Raw genomic sequence first — 19,168 nt, 5'->3', positions numbered from 1 at the left:
CTCCTTAACGCTATTGCGCGGCCGATTCAGCCGCCGATAAAGGACAGATTCGGGGTAATGCCGCTGTTGCCGTCGTGCAGGAAATGCGATTGCCGTTTGCTGCTCAGGCCGCCGGAAATACGCAGCTTCAGCGCTTCCTGCTGGTCGTCATCCGTCAGCAAATCGCGCAGCGGAATGCCCTGCTCGCCGAACAGGCACAGGTGCAGATTGCCGATGGCCGACACCCGCAGCCGATTGCAGCTCTGACAAAAGTCTTTTTCGTACGGCATGATCAACCCCACTTCACCCTGATAATCCGGGTGCGAGAACACCTGCGCCGGGCCGTCGCTGCGCGCCCGCGCCTGCTGTTGCCAACCTTGTTGCAACAAGCGCTCGCGGATCACCTGACCGGATACATGGTGACGGCGGAACATCGCCCGCCCTTCGCCGGTTTCCATCAGTTCAATAAAACGCAGTTGGATCGGCCGGGTGCGGATCCAGTCGAGAAAGGTGTGCAGGCTGCTGTCGTTGACATCGCGCATCAGTACGGTATTGACTTTCACCCGGCGAAATCCGCTGGCGAAGGCGGCATCGATGCCGTCCATCACCTGACGAAATTTGTCCTGCCCGGTAATGGCGTGAAACTGGCGGGCATCCAGGCTGTCGACGCTGACGTTAAGCGCCGTCAGCCCGGCCTCGCGCCAGCTCGCCACATCCCGCGCCAGCCGGTAACCGTTGGTGGTGACCGCCAGCGTGCGAATCGCCGGGTTTTCGCGGATAGCGGCAATAATGTCGACAAAATCCCGGCGCAAAGACGGCTCGCCTCCGGTCAGGCGCACCTTTTCGGTGCCCAGATCGGCAAACGCGCGGCCGACGCGGCGGATTTCATCCAGCGACAGAAAACGATGGGGCGTCGCGCCGTTCGACTGGTAGCCGTCCGGCAGACAATAGGTACAGCGAAAATTACAGACGTCCGTTATCGACAGGCGCAAATAGTAAAACTTGCGCGCAAACGCATCGGTCAGTTGACTCACCATAAACACCTTTCCAAATACGGGAGATGCGGGCATTTCTACCCTGCACCCTGGTGACCATCGGCCACGGCCAGGGAACCGTATCCTCGCTTGCGCGCGAACTTAGGCTCCGGGGCTAGGAGTTTGATTTCCCGGCGTCGCTTCACCGACGCCGAACAACCGTGATTGCTTCATGAAGTCTATCGCCAAATCAGGTTATCCGTCACTGAAAATGCGGTATATAGTCCTGTATATAGCGGATTTCATTCACTATTTTTGCGCTCAGCATAGCGGAAATCCACTCAGCTTTCCTGACCTGAGTCATAGGATGACGCTTATCCCCTACCCCTCTGGAGGTAAGGCGCGCGAAATGAACCGGTTTGCCCGGTTAAAGAAACCTGCCCGCCGGATAACCGGCAGGCATGGGGTGCGGATAAAAAATACGGCAGATACTACGGCAAATAAATCAGTGCGTTTTCAACCCGGCGGCGGTCATCAGCAGGCGAAACAGCGTCGCGACCACGCCGAGCGCCAGCACGCTGGCGCTCCATAGCACCGCCATCCATACCAGCCGTCGCCACAGCGGCCGCACCGGCTTTGGCGATGTCGCCATGTCGATTGCACTTTCCCTGACAACGTTTCGTACGGCAAACAGCTTCATCAGTGGTACCCCTCATCCGGCCGGATTTTTCCCCGGAAGACGTAATAACTCCAAAAGGTGTAACCCAGGATCACCGGGATGATCAGCAGCGCGCCGACCAGCATGAACCCCTGGCTCTGCGGCGGCGCGGCGGCATCCCACAGCGTCAGCGACGGCGGAATGATCATCGGCCACAGGCTGATGCCAAGCCCGGTGAAACCGAGGAAAATCAGCGCCAGCGTCAGCAGGAACGGAGAATAATGCGCGTGGCGACGCACGCCGCGCACTATTCCCGCCGCACAGGCCGCCACCAGCAACGGAACCGGCAGGAACCAGAACAGATTAGGCAGCGAAAACCAGCGCTGTTTGACGGCTGGATGCGCCAGCGGCGTCCACAGGCTAATGACCGCGATCACCGCCAGTAACGCCACCACCAGCGACGGCGCCAGCGCCGACATGCGGCGATGCAGCCTCTGCCCGGTTTTCATGATAAGCCAGGTACACCCCAGCAGCGCATACGCCACCACCAGTCCAACGCCGCAAAACAGTGAAAACGGCGTCAGCCAGCCTAATACCGGGCCGGAAAAATGGCGATCGGTCACCTCAAAGCCGTTGAGCACCGCACCGACGGTGACGCCCTGAAAGAAGGTGGCGACCAGCGAGCCCCACATAAAAGCGCTATCCCAAAACGGGCGGTGCGACGGCGTCGCCTTGAAGCGAAACTCAAAAGCGACGCCGCGAAAAATCAGCCCGACCAGCATCAGCGTCAGCGGAATAGTCAGCGCATCCACAATCACCGCGTAAGCCAGCGGGAACGCGCCGAACAATCCGGCGCCGCCCAGCACCAGCCAGGTTTCGTTGCCATCCCATACCGGCGCGACGGTATTGACCATCAGGTCCCGGTCGGCGGCGTGGCGATGAAAAGGAAACAAGATGCCGATGCCCAGATCAAAGCCGTCCATCACGATGTACATCAGCGTGGCGAAGATGATGATGGCGAACCAGATGACAGAAAGTTCGATACCCACGTTATTTCCCCTCTTCCAGCGTTTCCGGTACCGCGGACAGCGGCCGCGCCGGCGTAGACGATTGCCCCGGCCCACCGGTAGATGCGGCGTCGCCCTCTCCCGCTTGCGGCCCTTTCTTGATCAGCCGCACCAGATAGACATACCCGACGCCGAATACCGACAGATACACCGCGATAAACAGCAGCAGACTGATGCTCATTTGCAGGTCGCCGTGCGCCGATACCGCGTCACGGGTGCGCTGCAGACCGTAAACCACCCACGGCTGGCGCCCCACCTCGGTGGTAAACCACCCCGCCAGAATCGCGATCAGCCCCGACGGCCCCATCAGTAGGGTGAACCACAAAAACGGCCGCGACTGATACAACCGGCGACGCCAGCGCAGCCACAAACCGATAACGCCCAGCAGGATCATCAGCATGCCCAGCCCGACCATGATGCGAAACGACCAGAACACCACCGTCGAATTGGGGCGTTCGTCTTTCGGAAAACTTTTCAATGCCGGCACCTGCTTGTCCAGGCTGTGGGTCAGGATCAGGCTGCCCAGATAAGGAATTTCCAGCGCATAGCGGGTGGTTTCGCGTTCCATATCCGGCCAGCCCACCAGGATCAACGGCGTCGGTTCGCCGGGCGGGTTATCCCAGTGGCCTTCTATCGCGGCAATTTTGGCCGGCTGGTATTTCAGCGTATTCAGGCCGTGCATATCCCCCAGCAGCGCCTGAACCGGCGCCACGATTAACGCCATCCAGAGCGCCATCGACAGCATTTTGCGAATCGCCGGCGTGTCGTTGTGACGCAGCAAATGCCAGGCGGCGGACGCGCCGACAAAGAAGGCGCTGGCAAGAAACGCCGCCGTCGCCATGTGCATTAGCCGGTACGGAAAGGACGGGTTGAAGATCACCGCCAGCCAGTCCACCGGCACCACTACGCCGTTATGGATTTCATGCCCCTGCGGGGTCTGCATCCAGCTGTTGGACGCGAGGATCCAGAACGTGGAAATGATGGTGCCAAGCGCCACCATGCAGGTGGCGAAGAAGTGCAGCCCCGGGCCTACCCGCTGCCAGCCAAACAGCATGACGCCAAGGAAACCGGCTTCCAGAAAAAAGGCGGTCAGCACCTCGTAGGTCAGCAACGGGCCGGTGATACTGCCGGCAAACTGGGAAAATCCACTCCAGTTGGTGCCAAACTGATAAGCCATCACCAGGCCGGACACCACGCCCATGCCAAAATTGACGGCAAAGATTTTCGACCAGAAATGGTAGAGATCGCGGTAGTCGCGGTTATTGGTTTTCAGCCATAACCCTTCCAGCACCGCCAGAAAACTGGCCAGCCCGATGGTGATGGCGGGAAAAATGATATGGAAGGATACCGTGAAGGCAAACTGGATCCTTGCCAGATGAAATGCATCGAGTCCGAACATGTCTTACCTCTGGACTGCAAACAGTCCTGCTATCGATTTACTTGTCGGCTGGGCGCGGGCCGGAATAGGAGCTATCGCCGACGCGCGCCGAACGAAACAGCGCCAGCCGTACTCACGCTGATGGCGGAATACCACTGGCAAGGATCTTAGAATGGGCGGGAATAAATGGACATAAACAGTCTGTATTATTTACTCCATAACAGTTTACGCTATAACAGCATGATTTCGCTGTGCGTGACTTTTATTTACCGGTGAAAAAATTCGCAAATAAAAAATACAAACAAACTTAAAAAACATAAACATAACAATAAATATGAAAAATATAACAGCATGCTTTATTACACTATTTATCAAGCCATCATATTTTAAAAAATCCGGTTTCCTGTTATTAACGATTATCGGCTAACCACTGATTTCCGCTGAAAAATCTATCCGTCGACGAACCTTTTTCTGGTTAACCGGCTGGCATTTCCTGCACCGCCGCCCAGCGCTTTTTTGCCGCCGGCTGTACAACCGTTAACCATCCGGGAAGACGCGTGGAAAATTTCTGTCGGCGCTTATGCTGCTTCAGGCCAAGATGTGGTATATATCCGCTACTTTTTACGGCAGATAACCGAAAGATAAGGGTATTTATGGGGAATCGCACATTGGCGGAGCTGGATCGTGTGGTGGCGCTGGGCGGCGGTCACGGACTGGGGCGCGTCATGTCGTCGCTCTCCTTTCTGGGGTCACGGCTGACCGGCATCGTCACCACAACCGACAATGGCGGCTCCACCGGGCGAATTCGCCGTTCGGAAGGCGGCATCGCCTGGGGCGACACCCGGAACTGCCTGAACCAGTTGATCACCGCCCCCAGCGTGGCGTCGGCAATGTTCGAGTACCGTTTCAGCGGCAACGGCGAACTGTCCGGCCACAATCTTGGCAATCTGATGCTTAAGGCGATGGATCACCTCAGCGTGCGTCCGCTGGAAGCCATCAACCTGATCCGCAATCTGCTCAAGGTGGACGCGCTGCTGATTCCGATGTCGGAACAACCGGTAGACCTGCTGGCGATTGATGCCCAGGGCAATCCGGTGTACGGCGAAGTGGCGGTAGACCAGCTCGCCACCCTGCCGCAGGATCTGATGCTCTACCCGGCCGCCCCCGCCACACGGGAAGCGCTGACGGCGATTACCGAGGCGGACCTGATCCTGATCGGCCCCGGCAGCTTTCTCACCAGCCTGATGCCGCCGTTACTGCTTACCGATCTGGCGCAAGCGCTGCATGACGCCCGCGCCCCGGTGGTGTACATCGGTAATCTGGGGGACGAACAAAGTCGAATCGCCACCCGCCTGACGCTGGCGCAGAAGCTGCAGCTTATCGAGAGCAAAATTGACCGGCGCATCATTGACGCCGTGGTCGTCGCGCCCCGAACGGACACCCGCGGGGTGGACGATCGCCTGATTATCCAGCAGCCGCTGGCAGCGCAGGACGTGCCGCACCATCATGACCGCGTACTGTTGCGCGCGGCGCTGGAGCAGGCGGCACAGTCGCTGGGACTATGCCCTGCCTGAGGTTCACTCTCTGAGCCACGGCGTATGGGTCATGCCCAGCAGCAGACCCTCCGGGCTGAGGAAGCGGGTTACCGTCTGCCCCCAAGGCTCCAGCCGGTTCTCCACTAACAGCGGATATCCCTGCTGTTTGACCGCTTCGGTAGCGGCGGCGATATCCGCCACTTCCAGTTCCATCCAGCCCTGCGGCCTTGGATACGCCGACGGCCAGTCATCACTGCCGAAACAAGACTGACTGGCCTGCGCCAGCGGCCATAGCGCGAAATGCTTCACGCCGCCCAACTCGTCGCAGGAGAGGTAGATGTCATTGCCTTCCATCGGCTTTAGCGGCAGGTTCAACATCGTCTGATAGAACGTCTGACTAGCCGGAGCGGATACCGTTACCGGCCCAAAGCCAGCCACGAACAGCACGTCTACGCCAGGAATCGGATTATTCATCACTCAGCCTCTCTTTTGTATATGCTCTGCATCTGTGTAGGTTCTGCATCTGTATATAGGCGCTGCCTCGCCATGCCGCCGGCCGGGCGACAACGCCAGCACAGCGCTCACGCCGGTATCATCATGACGCGGCGATAAACTGTTCGCGCAGCGCGTGAATCTCGTCGCGCAGCCGGGCGGCTTCCTCGAATTCCAGATTCTGCGCATGGGCCAGCATCTGACTTTCCAGCTCGCGGATTTTTTGATCCAGCGCTTTTGGCGACAGTTGCTGGTAATGCGCCGCCGGTTCGGCCGCTTTCTTGCCGCGCCCTTTGCCCCGGCCGTTAGTCGGCTGACCAATCTGCAGGATGTCGCCAATCTTCTTGTTAAGCCCCTGCGGCACGATGCCATGTTGTTCGTTGTACGCCTGCTGTTTCTCGCGACGGCGCAGAGTCTCATTCATGGCACGTTCCATCGACGGCGTAATCTTGTCGGCATACAAAATCGCCTTGCCGTTAAGATTACGCGCCGCCCGGCCGATGGTCTGAATCAGCGATCGTTCCGAACGCAGGAACCCTTCCTTATCGGCATCCAGAATCGCCACCAGCGACACTTCCGGCATGTCCAGACCTTCACGCAACAGGTTGATGCCCACCAGCACGTCGAACTCGCCCAGACGCAAATCGCGGATGATCTCCACCCGCTCCACGGTATCAATATCAGAGTGCAGATAACGTACCCGCTCGCCGTGCTCTTCCAGATACTCGGTCAGGTCTTCCGCCATCCGCTTGGTCAGGGTGGTGACCAGCACGCGCTCGTTGATGACGGAACGTTTACGAATTTCCGACAGCAAGTCATCCACCTGGGTGGTCACCGGGCGGACTTCCAGTTCCGGGTCCAGCAGACCGGTCGGCCGCACCACCTGATCGATCACCTCGCCGCCGGATTTTTCCAGCTCGTAATTGCCCGGCGTCGCCGACACATAGATGGTCTGCGGCGCCAGCGCTTCGAACTCCTCGAATTTCATCGGCCGGTTGTCCAGCGCCGACGGCAGGCGAAAACCGTACTCTACCAGCGTTTCCTTGCGCGCCCGGTCGCCGCGGTACATGCCGCCCAGTTGCGGAATGGTGACGTGGGATTCGTCGATCACCAGCAGACCGTCGGCCGGCAGGTAATCGAACAGCGTCGGCGGCGGTTCGCCCGGCCCGCGGCCGGACAGAAAGCGGGAGTAGTTTTCAATGCCGGAGCAATAGCCCAGCTCATTCATCATCTCCAGATCGAAGGTGGTGCGCTGCGCCAGCCGCTGTTCTTCCAACAACTTATTGCCGGCGAGCAGCACCTGACGGCGCTCCGCCAGCTCAACCTTGATCTCTTCCATCGCCTGCAGGATGCGTTCGCGCGGCGTGACGTAGTGGGTTTTGGGGTAGATGGTGTAACGCGGCACCGTCTGCACAATATGTCCGGTGAGCGGGTCGAACAGCGACAGCCGCTCCACTTCTTCGTCGAACAGTTCCACCCGCAGGGCGATGTCTTCAGATTCCGCCGGAAAAATATCGATGATCTCGCCGCGCACGCGAAAGGTGCCGCGCGAAAACGCCTGATCGTTGCGGGCGTACTGCAACTCCGCCAGCCGCCGCAGGATGGCGCGCTGGTCGATCAGCATGCCCTGAGTCAGGTGCAGCATCATCTTTAGATACAAGTCCGGGTCACCCAGACCGTAAATGGCGGACACCGACGCCACCACCACCACGTCGCGCCGCTCCAGCAGCGCCTTGGTGGCGGATAATCGCATCTGTTCGATGTGTTCGTTGACCGAGGCGTCCTTCTCAATGAAGGTGTCCGAACTCGGCACGTAGGCTTCGGGCTGGTAGTAGTCGTAGTAAGAGACGAAATACTCCACCGCATTATCCGGAAAAAACGCTTTCATCTCGCCATACAGCTGCGCCGCCAGCGTCTTGTTGGGCGCCAGCACCATCGTCGGCCGGTTGAGGTCGGCAATCACGTTGGCGATGGTGAACGTTTTACCGGACCCCGTTACCCCCAGCAGCGTCTGGTGCGCCAGTCCGTCTTCCAGCCCTTCTTCCAGGCGGCGTATCGCCTCGGGCTGATCGCCGGCGGGTTTGAAATCAGAATGCAGTTTGAACGCTTTACTCATGGATAAGACACCCGGATAAAAAACGGTTGGAATCACGCAACGGACATCGGCGGGTTAGGCCAGCGTCGCCGACAGGGAGAGACACACCTAGTATGAAAATCCCCGGTCAGATTTGCCAGCCACATATTACTGGATATAAAAACAGCATCAAGCAATTCTTAACCATTGACGGCACAACCATAGCGCCCTGCTTGACTAGCACAGAGTGATGCCGCTAATCCAGCAAAAAATAATGCATTTATCCCCAGAAATGCCGTTTCTCAAATTAGCTGCTACGACCAGTGCCGGTGATTTATTCAAACGGGTCCCGCTGCAATAAAAGTGACTTGCTTTTAATTAATTATTTGATTTTTAATGATTTTATAAAAAAGCGGAGATTAGCATCAAACCAGGCGCAACCCGCGCCAGCTCTCGGCTGGCGCGTTTTTTCTAACCCTAATGCACACGGTTATCCACAGAAATAGTGGATAACTCCCACAAGCGCCCGCGCCTCCTGTATTGGCGTGTTTTACTGTTTTTTTCCGCCACGAAAGCGCAAGGCGCTTTTAAACAAGATTTCCGTGTTTGACCCGGCGATCATTATAAAAAAAAGTGCTAAATGACACAGACTTAGCAAGAAGAAAAACTGCTGGCCCAGTGGATTCAGCACCTGTTTTCAAGATGGTTTTTTCTATCAATTTCAACCAGAAGAGGGGGAAAAGCTGCGACTCATGCAACATTTACTCAGAATCGTTAACCTCTCAGTAAAGTGATGTTTAAGTAATCGCCGATATCCTGCTGAATTGGCTCGGATAAGTAAGGGATTTCCCCCAGTTGCGGCGCCGGAATCCGCGCTTGCAACGTTTGCAGGTAGGCGTGATGGTGACGACCGGGCGGCTGCACCACGTTGGCGACCCAGCCCGCCAGCCGCAAACCGGCTTGCTGCACCGCCTGCGCCGTCAGCATCGCATGGTTGATGCACCCCAGCTTCACCCCCACCACCAGAATCACCGGCAGCGCCTCTTGCTGTACCCAATCGGCGAAGGTCTGCCGTGTGGAAAGCGGCGTAAACCAGCCGCCGGCGCCCTCTATCAGCACCCAGTCCGCCTGACGCCCCAGCTCGCGCAACCCCTGGCTGAGGGTGGAAAACGCAATCGGTCGCTGTTCGGCGGCGCTGACGATATGGGGCGACGTCGGTTCCAGAAACGCCAGCGGATTGACCGCATCGTAGGGCAGCGCCACGCTGCTGTTGGCCTGCAACTGCAATGCATCGCTGTTGCGGATGCCGTGCGGCGTCACGTCGCAGCCGGAGGCCACCGGCTTATACCCGGCGGTACGGTATCCGGCGCGGCGGGCGGCCTGCAGCAGCGCCACGCTGGCGACCGTTTTGCCTACTTCAGTGTCGGTTCCGGTAACAAACCAGCGTTCAGTCACGATAAATCACTCCAAAAACACGTTGATACGTCAGGGGATAGCCCTGCGGATGACGACTGTAACGCGTGGTCAGTTCGGTCAGTTGCCGACGGCTCAGGCCGCCGTGGTCACGGCCGTCACGCAGCCAGGTGGCGCCTACCCCTTTGACCGAACGCATCAGGCTCAGCACATCGGGGAAATAGCAGGTCACCGGCGCCAGCGAGACATCAGCGTGGTAGAGACGGAAGGAGGAGACGATCGCCTCCAGCGACATAAAGCGGTTAATGCGACGCGAGCCGTCCAGTTGCTGCCAGGCGGCATCCAGTTCAGCCAGCGTGCCTTCCGCCAGCGTACAGACGGCAATCGCCCCGCCCGGCCGGGTGACCCGGTAAAGTTCAGCCAGCCCGGCGTCGAAATCATCGCACCATTGCATCGCCATGTTGCTAAAGCTGATATCCACGCTGCCATCCGCTAACGGCAGATGTTCGATATCGCCTTGCAGATAGCGCGTCGCCGCCCGCCGCTGACGCGCTATCGCCAGCATCTCCGTCGATAAATCCAGCGCCGTCACCTGTTTTCCGATCGCCTGCCAGCGGTCGCTGAAATAGCCGGTGCCGCAACCGGCATCCAGCACCTCGCGGCCGGCATGGTCGCCGACCAGCGCCATCAACTGTTCCCCACTCTCGCGCTGCAGGGCGGCAAAGCGGTCGTAATATCCGGCCGCCCGGCCGAAGGCGCGGGCAATCGCCTGTTTATGGGGAGGATGCGGCATCAAGAGCGTGTTACCCGGCGTCATACAATACCTCCAGCAGACGGTCGATATCCTCCGGCTGATGACTGGCGGTCAGGGTAATGCGCAGGCGAGCGGTGCCCGGCGGCACGGTGGGCGGCCGGATGGCGTTCACCCACAACCCTTGCGTACGCAGTTGCTGCGCCAATGCCAGCGCCCAGGCGTTATCGCCGACGATCAGCGGCTGGATAGCGCTCGTCGACTCCAGCAGACGAAACGGCAGCCCGGCCGCACCGTCGCGGAAACGACGGACCGCCTGCGCCAGCGCGGCACGTCGCGCCTCGCCGTCAGCGCCGCGAACGACCGCCAGCGCCGCGTCCAGCGCGCACGCCTGCGCCGGCGGCATGGCGGTGCTATAAATCAGATGACGGGCGAACTGCAACAGGTATTCCGCCACCGACTGGCTGCACAACACCGCCGCCCCGCTAACGCCAAACGCTTTGCCGAAAGTGACAATCAGCAATTCGGGTTTCACCCCTTGCTGCCAGCTACAGCCGCGCCCCTGTTCGCCGACGATGCCGATGCCGTGGGCATCATCCACCATCAGCCAGACGCCATGATCGCGGCAGCGCGAATGTAACGCCGCCAGCGGCGCGGTGTCGCCATCCATGCTGAACACCCCTTCGGTGACCACCAGCGTCTGGCCGCCGACCGGTTTTTCCAGCAGTTGCTGCAACGAATCCGGCTGATTATGGTGAAAACGGCGTAACGTCGCGGGCGACAGGCTGGCCGCTTCCAGTAACGAGGCATGACTGAGGCGATCCGCCAGAATACGGTCCCCCTCCGTCAACAGCGCCGTCACCACCGCCTGATTGGCGGCAAACCCGGAGATCATCAACAGCGCCCGGTCGTACCCCAGCCAGTCCGCCAGTTGCTGTTCCAACTGCTCATGCGCGTTGGTATACCCGGTCACATGACCGGAACCGCCGCTGCCCACGCCGTAGCGCTCTGCGCCCTGCTGCCAGGCGCGCACAATCGCCGGATGCTGGCTCAGCCCCAGATAGTCGTTACAGGAGAAATTGAGATAACGCTGCTGCTCGCGCACCAGCCAGCGGCCGCTGCCGCCGTCATTGGGCAAGCGAACCCGGTAGGCGTCCTCCGCCTGCCGCTGCGCCAGCGCCTGATCGATCCGTTGTTGCCAGCCCATTCACACCGCCGCGTTGTAGTACTGAGCGGTATCGGCATGCAGCAATCGTTCGGCCAGATGCTGCTGTTGCTGATTGTCGCCGTATTCGGTTTGGGTCTGCCGCGGGTTAAGCCCCAGTTTGCGGAACAGCAGCAGGTCCTTGTCTTCTTTCGGGTTCGGCGTGGTCAACAGCTTGCAGCCGTAGAAAATCGAATTGGCGCCGGCCATGAAACACATCGCCTGCGTCTGCTCGTTCATCTGCTCGCGCCCGGCCGACAGTCGCACGTAGGAGGCCGGCATCATGATACGCGCCACGGCGATGGTGCGGATAAAATCGAACGGATCCACGTCCTCGTTTTCCGCCAGCGGCGTCCCCTTCACCTTCACCAGCATGTTGATCGGCACGCTTTCCGGCGGCGTCGGCAGATTCGCCAGTTGCACCAGCAGTCCGGCGCGGTCGCGCACCGTTTCGCCCAGGCCGACGATACCGCCGGAGCACACTTTGATGCCGGCTCCACGCACTTTGCCCAGCGTATCCAACCGTTCCTGATAAGTACGGGTGGTGATGATATTGCCGTAAAATTCCGGCGACGTATCCAGATTGTGGTTGTAGAAATCAAGCCCGGCCGCCGCCAGTCGTTCGGCCTGATCGCCATGCAGCGTGCCCAGCGTCATGCAGGTTTCCATTCCCATCGCTTTCACGCCGCGCACCATTGACTCCAGATACGGCATATCGCGCTCATGGGGGTTTTTCCACGCCGCGCCCATGCAGAAACGGGTAGAACCGGCCGCTTTGGCCTGACGCGCGGAATCCAGCACCTGCTCGACCTGCATCAGCCGTTCGGTTTCAATGCCGGTACGGTAGCGCGCGCTTTGCGGGCAGTATTTGCAGTCTTCCGGGCAGGCGCCGGTTTTGATGGATAACAGCGTGCTGACCTGCACCTGACGGGGATCAAAGTGCTGGCGATGCACCTGTTGCGCTTCAAACATCAGTTCCAGAAACGGCTTATCGAACAGGGCCTGCGCCTGCTCCAGTGTCCAGTTTACGCGTTCGGTCATCATCATTGCTCCGGGTAAAAAAGTCTCGCCAGTGTAATTTATGTGGGTATACTGTCAACCAAATTGAGATCCAATTGGTTTACATCAGTATGAATCAGGACGACCTGAACTTCGACCAGCGCCATATCTGGCACCCCTACACGTCCATGACCGCTCCCCTGCCTTGTTACCCGGTGATCGCCGCCAGCGGTTGTCGGTTGCAACTGGCCGACGGCCGCCAACTGGTGGACGGTATGTCTTCATGGTGGGCGGCCATTCACGGCTACAATCACCCGCGGCTGAATCAGGCGTTGACGGACCAGCTGGCGCAGATGTCGCACGTGATGTTCGGCGGCATTACCCATCCGGCGGCGGTGGCGTTGTGCCGCCAACTGGTGGCGATGACCCCGGCGGCGCTGGAGTGCGTGTTTCTGGCGGATTCCGGCTCGGTAGCGGTGGAAGTGGCGATGAAGATGGCGCTGCAATACTGGCAAGCGCGCGGCGAACGCCGCCAGCGCTTCCTGACGCTGCGCCACGGCTATCATGGCGACACCTTTGGCGCCATGTCGGTGTGCGATCCGGATAATTCGATGCACAGTCTTTATCAGGGATATTTGCCGCCGCATCTGTTCGCCGACGCGCCGCGCTGCCGCGTTGACCAGCCCTGGCAGCCGGAAGACATCACCGACTTCAGCGCACGGTTGCAGCAGCATCAGCACGACATCGCCGCCGTGATCCTGGAACCGATCGTGCAGGGCGCGGGCGGTATGCGCTTTTATCATCCCGAGTATCTGCGGCAGGTCCGCCAGTTATGCGATCGGCACGGCATTCTGCTGATCGCCGACGAAATCGCCACCGGGTTTGGCCGTACCGGACGCCTGTTCGCCTGCGAACACGCCGGGATAACGCCGGATATCCTGTGTCTTGGCAAAGCGCTGACCGGCGGTTACATGACGCTCTCCGCCACGCTCACCACCCGCGCGGTGGCGGAAACCATCAGCAACGGCGAGGCCGGATGTTTCATGCACGGCCCCACCTTCATGGGCAACCCGCTGGCCTGCGCCGTGGCCCATGCCAGCCTGACACTGCTGGCGGAAAACCGCTGGCAGACGCAGGTCGCCGCTATTGAGGCGCAGTTGCGTCAGGCATTGCTACCGCTCAGCGAGGCGCCGACCGTTGCCGACGTGCGGGTGCTGGGCGCCATCGGCGTGGTGGAAACTCGCCAGCCGGTCAATATGGCGCGTCTGCAACGCTTCTTTGTCGATCGAGGAGTATGGATTCGGCCGTTCGGCAAGCTTGTCTATCTCATGCCGCCCTTCATCATTCAGCCGGACGAGTTGCAGGCGCTGACCGATGCGGTTCGGCAGGCGGTTTCCAATCCGGCGCTGTGGTGAACCTGGCGTGAGGTAAATCCCCGTCTGCCAAAAGCCGGGCCGCAAATAGCGCCCGGTTTTATTTTTCTTTATTTGCCGACTCCGCTTTTCGTCCTCTTTCTTGTTATTTCCCAGCGATTGAAATCAAACAATCACAATAAGAAATTATCACCAATGACGGTGATTGAATAATTCTCACCCACCGGCAACACCTGCGCCAATTCTTTGATCCATCTTCAGAATTACTATTTACCCGCTTGAACCCCCAATTAAGACTGGCATAGCGTGACAGGAATTAATCGCTGGCGTTCACCGTTATTCCACTCAGCGGGCACAGGCTGTCTTTTCTTTTTCCGATGGTCTGTCGCGTTGAACCTTCACGGGCGCTCGCTGTTTTTTCCTCTGGCCCACACATAATGAGAAAGACCACCATGAAATCACGATTCTCGCCGCACACCGCGGTGGTTCTGCCCTGGATTGCCACCCTACCCTTGCTGTTTTCCCCGCTGGCGGGAGCTGTGCAGCAAGCGGTGCTTGATACCCGCGAAGCCCCGCTGATCACCGTTAATGGATTGAAATTCAAGGATCTCAACCGCGACGGTAAACTCAATCCGTACGAAGACTGGCGTTTGCCGCCGGCGCAACGTGCGGCGGACCTGGTGTCGCGTATGACGCTGGCGGAAAAAGCCGGGGTGATGATGCACGGATCCGCCCCCACCGCCGGCAGCGTCACCGGCGCCGGCGCCCAGTACGACCTCACGGCGGCCAAAGCCATGATCGCCGAACGCTACGTCAACAGCTTTATTACCCGGCTTTCCGGCGATAACCCGGCCCAGATGGCGGAAGAAAACAACAAGCTGCAGCAACTGGCGGAAGCCACCCGGCTGGGTATCCCCGCCACCATCAGCACCGACCCGCGCAACTCATTCCAGTCGCTGGTCGGCGTTAGCGTGTCGGTCGGTAAATTCAGCAAATGGCCGGAAACCCTCGGTCTGGCCGCCATCGGCGACGAGGAGCGAGTGCGGCGCTTCGCCGATATCGTGCGTCAGGAATACCGCGCAGTCGGCATTACCGAAGCCCTGTCTCCCCAGGCCGACCTGTCCACCGAACCACGTTGGCCGCGTATCGACGGCACCTTCGGCGAAGATCCCGATCTGACCAAAAAGATGGTGCGCGGTTATGTCACCGGCATGCAGAACGGCAAAAACGGCCTTAACGGCCAAAGCGTGATTTCCGTGGTGAAACACTGGGTCGGCTACGGCGCGGCGCAGGACGGCTGGGACAGCCACAACGCCTATGGCAAATACGCGCTGTTCCGTCAAAATAACCTGCAATGGCATATCGACCCGTTTACCGGCGCGTTTGAAGCCCACGCTGCCGGCATCATGCCCACCTATTCCATTCTACGAAACGCCCGCTGGCACGGCAAACCGATCGAACCGGTCGGCGCCGGCTTCAACCGTTTCCTGCTCACCGACCTGCTGCGCGGCCAGTACGGTTTTGATGGCGTGATCCTCAGCGACTGGCTGATCACCAACGACTGCAAAGGGGACTGCCTGACCGGCGTCAAACCCGGTGAAAAACCGGTGCCGCGCGGCATGCCGTGGGGCGTGGAAAACCTGACGCCCGCCGAGCGTTTCATCAAGGCGGTTAACGCCGGGGTTGATCAGTTCGGCGGCGTAACCGACTCGGCCTTGCTGGTGAAAGCGGTACAGGACGGCCTGCTGAGCGAAGCCCGGCTGGATACCTCGGTCAACCGTATCCTGAAGCAGAAATTCCAGACCGGGTTATTCGAGCGCCCTTACGTCAATGCCGCGCAGGCCAACGATGTCGTCGGCAGAACAGACTGGCAGCAACTGGCGGACGAGACCCAGGCGCGGGCGCTGGTGCTGCTGCAGAACAACAATCTCCTGCCGCTGCGTACAGGCAGCCGGGTCTGGCTGCACGGTATTGACGCAAAAGCCGCGCAGGCGGCAGGGTTTATCGTCGTGGATGCGCCGGAGAAGGCGGACGTGGCGCTGATTCGCACTCATACCCCGTACGAGCAGCCGCACAAAAACTTCTTCTTCGGCAGCCGTCACCATGAAGGGTCGCTGGCGTTTCGCGCCGACAATCCGGACTATCAGGCCATCGTGCGCGCCAGCGTCCGCGTGCCGACGCTGGTCACCGTCTATATGGAACGTCCGGCGATCCTCACCAACGTTGTGGACAAAACCCGGGCGCTGATCGCCAACTTCGGCGTCAGCGATAGCGTACTGCTGAGCCGGCTGGTTTCCGGCGCGGCTTACACCGCAAAATTGCCCTTCGAGCTGCCATCTTCCATGCAGGCGGTGCTGAAACAGCAGCCCGACCTGCCGTACGACAGCAATAAGCCGTTGTTCCCATTCGGCTACGGCCTGCCCCACTGACCCGCGTTGCCCCGGTTCGTCCGGGGCGACCATTTCCCGCCGCAGGGGATCATCCAGGGAAAACCACACTCCGCGTTTTGTGATTCGTAGCACACTGACAATATTAGCGTTATCATCACTTCTACGGTTAATCAGGATTTTCCCTTATGCGTAATACCATCACGCTTTGCTGGCAGTATTTACGCGCTTTCGCATTGATTTATCTGTGTCTGTTCGCCGGCAATGCGATATCCGCGTTACTCCCCATCACCATTCCCGGCAGCATCCTCGGCATGCTGATTCTGTTCGCGCTGCTGGCGTCGCAGATTCTGCCTCCCAACTGGGTCAAACCCGGTTGTCATCTGCTGATTCGCTACATGGCGCTGCTGTTCGTGCCCATCGGGGTCGGGGTGATGAACTACTATGGCGTGCTACGCGACCAGTTCGGCCCGATTGTCGTTTCCTGTCTGGTCAGCACCTTTGTGGTGATGATCGTCGTCGGCTACACCACCCAGATGATGCACGGCGACCGGCAGGCCGGCAGCCGGAACGGCACAGAAACGAAGGAAGAAAAATAATGCTGAATTATCTGTGGTGGTCGCTGCCGCTGACGCTGGCAGTGTTCTTTGGCGCCCGCAAGGTGGCGATGACGCTAAAAATGCCGTTGCTCAACCCGTTGCTGGTATCGATGCTGGTGATCATTCCGCTGCTGCTGGTGCTGGATATCCCCTACAACCACTATTTCAGCGGCAGCGCCATCCTCAACAGCCTGTTGCAACCGGCGGTGGTGGCGCTGGCGTTTCCACTGTATGAACAGCTACATCAAATCCGCGCGCGTTGGAAATCCATCATCAGCGTCTGTTTTATCGGCAGCGTCACCGCCATTATTTCCGGCACCGTCATCGCCCTGTGGCTGGGCGCTTCGCGGGAAATCGCCGCCTCGGTGTTGCCGAAATCGGTCACCACGCCGATCGCCATGGCGGTCGCCAGCTCCATCGGCGGCATTCCGGCCATCAGCGCCATGTGCGTGATTTTCGTTGGCATCGTCGGCGCAGTACTCGGCCACGCGCTGTTCAACCGACTGAAAATCCATGCCAAATCCGCCCGCGGACTGGCAATGGGCACGGCGTCGCACGCGCTGGGCACCGCCCGCTGCGCGGAAGTGGACTTTCAGGAAGGCGCCTTCAGTTCGCTGGCGCTGGTGATTTGCGGCATCATCACCTCGCTAATCGCCCCGTTTCTGTTTCCGGTGATCGTGCGCCTGATGGGCTAATGCCACCGGACGCCCTGACGTCATCCAAATTGCAGGTCCGCACCTTGAAACACCGGTCGGCCTGCATCCCGCCACATGATAAGAAAACATTCAGACTGCCACATGGACGAACAGACATTTTATACCTTTCTTGAAGATAAACATTTCATCGAGTTACAAGAGCTGCTCAAGACATCGGATGACATCCTTGATGTGATTTCGCTAACGGAAAATCAACACTCCCATATGTTGGCCTGGTGCCTGAATCCGAATGAAGGCCACGGTCAGCGAGACGCGATAATTAAAGATTTTCTGACCGCCGCCTATTACGCCAGTACCGAACATAAATACGACAATAAAAAATTTTTCCATATCTGGACCCCCGGCTTAATCCATCAGACCAGTTTTGGTTCGCTGTTTGTCTGCCGGGAATTCAGCATTGTCGACCTTAACGGGGGTCGCCGCCGTCTTGACCTGTTTTTGATCGACCCGCAAAACAAATTTATCGTCACGATAGAGAATAAAGCTGGCTCAACCCCCGATGTCGCTCAGCTTGACGACTATCACGCCGCGGTGAAAAACGCGCTGGCGCGCAACGCCTGTTTCCACGGCTATAACTTCCTGTTCGTCGCCATCGACAAATGGTTTAACCAGTCAGCCGATAACGATTTTGTCAGCCAGGCCAAGCGCTGGGCATTTATGAACTACCAGTGGCTGGATAAAGCGGCGCACCGCGCCCGACTGCAATCTGAAAATCATCATGCCGCGGTGCAGTTGCTGTTGTCGTACTGCCAGAAACAGGCCGACTGGCAAAGCCCGGCCGAGCAAAGAATCTCAGAGCTCTCCGCCACGCTGGCAATCCGCTATGCGCCGCTGGTGGAACACTTTTACCAGCAAAGAAATCACTCGCCTGTCCAATGGCGCGTCAGCAAATTTGCCGGCATCGACGCCGAAATGCTGCTGTTCCTGCAACAGCACCGCCCGCTTTGCGACAAGCTGATCCAATCCCGCGGCATCGCCGGCGTGCTGGTTAACATGAAAAAAGCCCTGCCGGATTTGCAGGGTGACGACGGCTCGTACAGCAATAATCTGCAAATCAGCCGCACCTGGTTTAATTTTGCGACCGACGCCATGCTGGAAATCAGCGCGGAGACGTACTGGCCTATCTACGTGAACATTTTCAGAGAAAAAAGCGAAAACAGCCGTCATCCTCGCTTCGGCCTACGGGTGTTTTATGCCGAGGCCTACCTGAATGAAGCCTTCTCCTCTTCGCATTGCGCCTTCACCGACTTGCTCTATCAACACTTTCCTGAGGGAAGAAAATCCAGAGCCTATGACTGGAAAACACTCAGCCATCAATACGGGTTGAGCGCAACGGAGGTGGTTGAGCAGGCGAAAAGACTCGCACAAAAAATAGATGCGATCATTCAGCAGGAAAATGAAGCGGCATTGCCGGACGGCGGTTCATAACCGCTGCCGCAATACCAACCGGACCTGCGGCCGATAAACTTGAGATACATCTCGCATTTGTGATTTCTTTTTCATGTATTTCATATAAAAAGTGATAATAATCACAAATAATCGCCGCGTGTCTGACCAGACTCTGGTTAA

The 19,168-nt window shown here is 58.8% G+C and carries 16 protein-coding genes and 1 riboswitch; of the genes, 6 read left to right on the top strand and 10 right to left on the bottom strand.

Annotated elements, in window-relative coordinates:
• Nucleotides 1-26 precede the first annotated feature (26 nt).
• From moaA to CVE23_RS09010, 4 genes are all read right to left on the bottom strand, one after another.
• Nucleotides 27-1,016: a GTP 3',8-cyclase MoaA gene (gene moaA / locus CVE23_RS09025; RefSeq protein WP_038918700.1), complete on the bottom strand. Its 990-nt coding sequence runs from the start codon at nucleotides 1,014-1,016 to the stop codon at nucleotides 27-29.
• Nucleotides 1,004-1,147: riboswitch (molybdenum cofactor riboswitch) on the bottom strand. Its footprint overlaps the gene before it by 13 nt.
• A 311-nt stretch (nucleotides 1,148-1,458) precedes the next feature.
• Complete coding sequence (locus CVE23_RS09020; RefSeq protein WP_071605258.1) at nucleotides 1,459-1,605, bottom strand: DUF2474 domain-containing protein; 147 nt, start codon at nucleotides 1,603-1,605, stop codon at nucleotides 1,459-1,461.
• Nucleotides 1,606-1,652: 47 nt separating this feature from the next.
• Complete coding sequence (gene cydB / locus CVE23_RS09015) at nucleotides 1,653-2,660, bottom strand: cytochrome d ubiquinol oxidase subunit II (RefSeq protein WP_100849363.1); 1,008 nt, start codon at nucleotides 2,658-2,660, stop codon at nucleotides 1,653-1,655.
• Nucleotide 2,661: 1 nt separating this feature from the next.
• The gene (locus CVE23_RS09010; RefSeq protein WP_100849362.1) at nucleotides 2,662-4,077 is read right to left on the bottom strand and encodes a cytochrome ubiquinol oxidase subunit I; all 1,416 of its coding nucleotides are present in this window, start codon (nucleotides 4,075-4,077) and stop codon (nucleotides 2,662-2,664) included.
• A gap of 632 nt (nucleotides 4,078-4,709) precedes the next feature.
• Here CVE23_RS09010 and CVE23_RS09005 point away from each other — a divergent pair.
• Entirely contained in the window at nucleotides 4,710-5,630 is a 921-nt protein-coding gene (locus CVE23_RS09005) for a gluconeogenesis factor YvcK family protein (protein WP_049854308.1), read from the top strand.
• 3 nt (nucleotides 5,631-5,633) lie between these two features.
• On the opposite strand, the gene CVE23_RS09000 is transcribed toward CVE23_RS09005, so the two are convergent.
• From CVE23_RS09000 to bioB, 6 genes are all read right to left on the bottom strand, one after another.
• Nucleotides 5,634-6,065, bottom strand: a complete 432-nt coding sequence (locus tag CVE23_RS09000; protein WP_038918694.1) for a VOC family protein — start codon at nucleotides 6,063-6,065, stop codon at nucleotides 5,634-5,636.
• Between the two features lie 121 nt (nucleotides 6,066-6,186).
• Entirely contained in the window at nucleotides 6,187-8,199 is a 2,013-nt protein-coding gene (gene uvrB, locus CVE23_RS08995; protein WP_038918693.1) for an excinuclease ABC subunit UvrB, read from the bottom strand.
• Between the two features lie 732 nt (nucleotides 8,200-8,931).
• Nucleotides 8,932-9,612: a dethiobiotin synthase gene (bioD, locus tag CVE23_RS08990; RefSeq protein ID WP_100849361.1), complete on the bottom strand. Its 681-nt coding sequence runs from the start codon at nucleotides 9,610-9,612 to the stop codon at nucleotides 8,932-8,934.
• Nucleotides 9,605-10,387: a malonyl-ACP O-methyltransferase BioC gene (bioC, locus tag CVE23_RS08985; protein ID WP_100849360.1), complete on the bottom strand. Its 783-nt coding sequence runs from the start codon at nucleotides 10,385-10,387 to the stop codon at nucleotides 9,605-9,607. Before bioC ends, bioD begins: the two co-directional genes overlap by 8 nt.
• Nucleotides 10,374-11,528: an 8-amino-7-oxononanoate synthase gene (gene bioF / locus CVE23_RS08980; protein WP_049854305.1), complete on the bottom strand. Its 1,155-nt coding sequence runs from the start codon at nucleotides 11,526-11,528 to the stop codon at nucleotides 10,374-10,376. Before bioF ends, bioC begins: the two co-directional genes overlap by 14 nt.
• Complete coding sequence (bioB, locus tag CVE23_RS08975; RefSeq protein ID WP_038920918.1) at nucleotides 11,529-12,566, bottom strand: biotin synthase BioB; 1,038 nt, start codon at nucleotides 12,564-12,566, stop codon at nucleotides 11,529-11,531. It abuts the gene before it with no gap.
• An 89-nt stretch (nucleotides 12,567-12,655) separates the two neighbouring features.
• Here bioB and bioA point away from each other — a divergent pair, with 89 nt between their 5' ends.
• The 5 genes from bioA to CVE23_RS08950 all read left to right on the top strand — a co-directional run bounded on the left by bioA (nucleotide 12,656) and on the right by CVE23_RS08950 (nucleotide 19,027).
• Nucleotides 12,656-13,939: an adenosylmethionine--8-amino-7-oxononanoate transaminase gene (bioA, locus tag CVE23_RS08970; protein WP_100850443.1), complete on the top strand. Its 1,284-nt coding sequence runs from the start codon at nucleotides 12,656-12,658 to the stop codon at nucleotides 13,937-13,939.
• Between the two features lie 410 nt (nucleotides 13,940-14,349).
• Nucleotides 14,350-16,326, top strand: a complete 1,977-nt coding sequence (locus CVE23_RS08965) for a glycoside hydrolase family 3 protein (protein WP_100849359.1) — start codon at nucleotides 14,350-14,352, stop codon at nucleotides 16,324-16,326.
• Nucleotides 16,327-16,472: 146 nt separating this feature from the next.
• On the top strand, nucleotides 16,473-16,883 hold the full coding sequence (locus CVE23_RS08960; protein WP_038918688.1) for a CidA/LrgA family protein: 411 nt from the start codon (nucleotides 16,473-16,475) through the stop codon (nucleotides 16,881-16,883).
• On the top strand, nucleotides 16,883-17,578 hold the full coding sequence (locus tag CVE23_RS08955; RefSeq protein ID WP_038659877.1) for a CidB/LrgB family autolysis modulator: 696 nt from the start codon (nucleotides 16,883-16,885) through the stop codon (nucleotides 17,576-17,578). The genes CVE23_RS08960 and CVE23_RS08955 overlap by 1 nt, the downstream gene beginning before the upstream one ends.
• Before the next feature lie 102 nt (nucleotides 17,579-17,680).
• Nucleotides 17,681-19,027 (top strand): PDDEXK-like family protein, encoded by a 1,347-nt coding sequence (locus tag CVE23_RS08950; RefSeq protein WP_100849358.1) that lies wholly within the window; start codon nucleotides 17,681-17,683, stop codon nucleotides 19,025-19,027.
• The last annotated feature ends 141 nt before the right edge of the window (nucleotides 19,028-19,168 follow it).

It is taken from the genome of Dickeya fangzhongdai (assembly GCF_002812485.1).
GTDB classification, from domain to species: domain Bacteria; phylum Pseudomonadota; class Gammaproteobacteria; order Enterobacterales; family Enterobacteriaceae; genus Dickeya; species Dickeya fangzhongdai.
Note: the sequence above shows the minus strand (reverse complement) of the source record. Positions and strands in the feature narration are given on the sequence as shown.

Bases quoted from the DNA above. Each gene is read 5' to 3' on its own strand.
- moaA (WP_038918700.1), bottom strand. From the start codon at position 1,016: ATGGTGAGTCAACTGACCGATGCGTTTGCGCGCAAGTTTTACTATTTG.
- CVE23_RS09020 (WP_071605258.1), bottom strand. From the start codon at position 1,605: ATGGCGACATCGCCAAAGCCGGTGCGGCCGCTGTGGCGACGGCTGGTA.
- CVE23_RS09010 (WP_100849362.1), bottom strand. From the start codon at position 4,077: ATGTTCGGACTCGATGCATTTCATCTGGCAAGGATCCAGTTTGCCTTC.
- CVE23_RS09005 (WP_049854308.1), top strand. From the start codon at position 4,710: ATGGGGAATCGCACATTGGCGGAGCTGGATCGTGTGGTGGCGCTGGGC.
- CVE23_RS09000 (WP_038918694.1), bottom strand. From the start codon at position 6,065: ATGAATAATCCGATTCCTGGCGTAGACGTGCTGTTCGTGGCTGGCTTT.
- uvrB (WP_038918693.1), bottom strand. From the start codon at position 8,199: ATGAGTAAAGCGTTCAAACTGCATTCTGATTTCAAACCCGCCGGCGAT.
- bioC (WP_100849360.1), bottom strand. From the start codon at position 10,387: ATGACGCCGGGTAACACGCTCTTGATGCCGCATCCTCCCCATAAACAG.
- bioF (WP_049854305.1), bottom strand. From the start codon at position 11,528: ATGGGCTGGCAACAACGGATCGATCAGGCGCTGGCGCAGCGGCAGGCG.
- bioB (WP_038920918.1), bottom strand. From the start codon at position 12,566: ATGACCGAACGCGTAAACTGGACACTGGAGCAGGCGCAGGCCCTGTTC.
- bioA (WP_100850443.1), top strand. From the start codon at position 12,656: ATGAATCAGGACGACCTGAACTTCGACCAGCGCCATATCTGGCACCCC.
- CVE23_RS08965 (WP_100849359.1), top strand. From the start codon at position 14,350: ATGAAATCACGATTCTCGCCGCACACCGCGGTGGTTCTGCCCTGGATT.
- CVE23_RS08960 (WP_038918688.1), top strand. From the start codon at position 16,473: ATGCGTAATACCATCACGCTTTGCTGGCAGTATTTACGCGCTTTCGCA.
- CVE23_RS08955 (WP_038659877.1), top strand. From the start codon at position 16,883: ATGCTGAATTATCTGTGGTGGTCGCTGCCGCTGACGCTGGCAGTGTTC.
- CVE23_RS08950 (WP_100849358.1), top strand. From the start codon at position 17,681: ATGGACGAACAGACATTTTATACCTTTCTTGAAGATAAACATTTCATC.